The 2,954-nt window shown below is 58.9% G+C and carries 1 protein-coding gene; it reads right to left on the bottom strand.

Annotation, left to right across the window (positions count from 1 at the left end; genetic code table 11):
* Positions 1–2,954: condensation domain-containing protein (locus tag ACX0G9_RS31535; RefSeq protein ID WP_459068980.1), on the bottom strand; the 2,954-nt coding region annotated here is incomplete at both ends.

Here is a 2,954-nt window from a genome sequence, read left to right as displayed (position 1 = left end):
CTATGCCGCCTGAGCAGATACGCCCAGCTCTGCCTGAACGCTTCCTTGTCCAGCCCCCGCAGCTCACAACTGAATTGCTCTACATAGGCCCCCGCCTGCCCGTCATACAAACTGTGGAACAACATCCCTTCCTGTAAACCGCTCAACCGGTACAGCCCTTCCAGCTCCTGCCGCCGCCCACCCTTGACCTGCCCCCCGTTTCGCTCTTCCCTCTTCGCGGGCACCGCTTCTTCCAGGAATGCATCCAGCTCTTCCACCGTGATCGCATCCCCCAATCCATAATCGGATGGCGTAGGACAGCCACTCCCCGGCTCCTGGCCCGCACAATGATCGATCAGACCCGATAACACCGCCACGTATCTTTCGGCCAGCGCGCCGATCGTTCCTTCCTCATAATGGCGGCGGCTGTACCCCCAGTGCAAGACCAATTCTCCTCCCTGCACCTGACCGGTCACCGTTAGCAGCTCTGCGCAGACCTGCTCCCCGCTCACCCCCGAACCCACCGCCTCTTCCGCTCCGCTAAACCAACCTCCTGCCTTCACCACCTTATCCAGCTGACCCAGGTAATTGAAGACCAGTTCCCAGGGTAGGGCGCCCTGTAATCCCGGTGCCTGTCTGATATATCTCAAGACCCCATAGCCCAGTCCCTTGTCCGGCACCTTCCGCAACTGTTCCTTCACCTCTTTAATCAGCAAGCCGTCTGATTGCCCCTCGCCCATCCGCAGCAACACCGGGTACAGACTCGTAAACCAACCCACCGTACGGCTCGTGTCTAACCCTTGGCCGATATCCTCCCGGCCATGCCCCTCCAGACCGATCACCACCTGGTCTTCCCCGCTCCATTCCTGCCAGGTCCTGCCCAGTGCCGCCAGCAGCAGGTCCGTGATCTCTGTATGATAGGCACGCGGCACTTCCTGCAGCAAACGCTGCGTTTGCACACCGCTTAGCCGCACACGGTAATGACCCATCTCCTTTTGAAGAACCGAACCCTTATAGGACGTATCTACCGGCAGTGGCCGCAAACCATTAACCGTCTTCTCCCAATAACCCAGCTGCCCCAGCAGACGACCGCTCTTCCCATATTGTTCCAGTGCCGCATACCAGGACCGGTACGAAGCACCCTTCGCACCCAGTCCCGCAAACGACCCGTCTCCTCTAGCTTTTAACCCGGCCCCTTTATCCGCTATTCCGGCCCCTTTTGCTCCCCGGGTTTTATCCTCCCTCAGAGGCTCTCTGTTCCCCGTTAGCAGGAATTCCAGATCCTCCAGCAATATTCGCCACGAGACCCCATCCACCGCCAGGTGATGGATCACGATCAGTAACCGGTTTTGTTTCTCCCGCGACCCGGTCCGGAATAATACCACCCGCATCAACTCCCCTTGCTCTATATTCAAACTCTCCTGGTAATACTGCCCCCGATCCAGCAGCGCCGTGGCTAACGAACTGCCCTGCCCCGGTGAAGGCTCCGATAACAGGCTGGATTCCTGCGGTTGCTCTTCACCGGCAATGTCTTCCACTACCAGGGCCGGCGAGCCATCAGCGACATACGGCATATACGCCTGTATCCATTCCTTCCCGCTCTTCCGGTAGCCGAAACGGAGCGCATCATGATGCTCGCGTAATTGACCTATCGCCCTTTCCAGCTCCCGGGCTGTAATCTTTTTATCTAGTTTCAAACATAGACTCTGGTTAAAATGTGATCCTGCTCCTTCCGCTCCGACTACCCCAGACAGGTAGGCCGACTGGACCGGCAGCAAACCGCTCGGACCCGTCAACAGCTCTTCCTCCGCCACAGGCCCCTGTACCCCTCCTGTACCCAGGCCACCCCCCGTCTTCATCCGGCGCTGCTCTATGGCCAATGATAATGCTTCTATCGTCTGATAAGTGAACAGATCCGCCACACGCAGGTCCCCGTAACCCATCCGCCGCGCCCGGCTCACCACCTGGATCGTGATGATCGAGTCCCCCCCCAGTTCAAAAAAATTATCGTTCATCCCTATCCGCCCTATACCCAGCAACTCTCCCCAGATAGCCGACAGGTCCTGCTCGGCCTGCGTACGCGCACCCACATAGTCCCGCCCCGACCGGTCGCCGGTTGCCGGTTCCGGCAACGACTGCCGGTCGATCTTCCCGTTCCCCGTCAAGGGCAGCACCGCCAGCTCCACCAGGATCCAGGGAACCATATAGTCCGGTAACGCTGCCCGCAGATAGCCCAACAGCCGCTCCTGCCGCCACGACCACCCTTTATCCTCCGGCGATCCTCCACCGACAGCTACATCCCCCACCACATACCCCACCAGCCGTTTGTTCCCCTGGGCGTCCGGGCGCGCCACCACCACCGCCTCCTGGACCCAACCGCTTTGCAACAACGCCCTTTCGATCTCCCCCAGCTCGATCCGGTGACCCCGGATCTTCACCTGACCGTCACGACGACCCCGGAACTCCAGCAAACCCTCTGCCGTCCAGCGACCCATATCTCCGCTCCGGTATAGTTTCCCTGCCCCATATACATGATTGACAAATTGTTGTTCGCTCAAGGCCTCCGCCTTATCATATCCACGGGCCACCCCACCGCCACCGATACAGATCTCCCCTTCCACGCCCACCGGCAACAGCGCTCCACACTTATCCAATACATAGATATGACTGCCCGCCAGCGGACGACCGATGATCCGCCCTTTGGCACCAACGCCTAACTCCCCGGCAGCATAATCGATCGCCGTACAAAAGATCGTCCCCTCCGTCGGACCATAGGTCACCGTGATCCGGGCGTTCCCAAACACTTCCGATAACCTATACAACAACTCATCTGCAATCTGGTCTCCCCCGATAAAGACCTGCTTTATACCCCTAAACCCTTCGGCACCCCCATGACCCTGTATCCATTGTACGATCTGCTGGTACAACGCCGGTACCGTATCGATCACCGTTGATTGACCAAGGATAACGCACAG

It is taken from the genome of Flavitalea flava (genome assembly GCF_054461575.1).
This window is presented reverse-complemented; position numbering and strand designations above follow the sequence as displayed.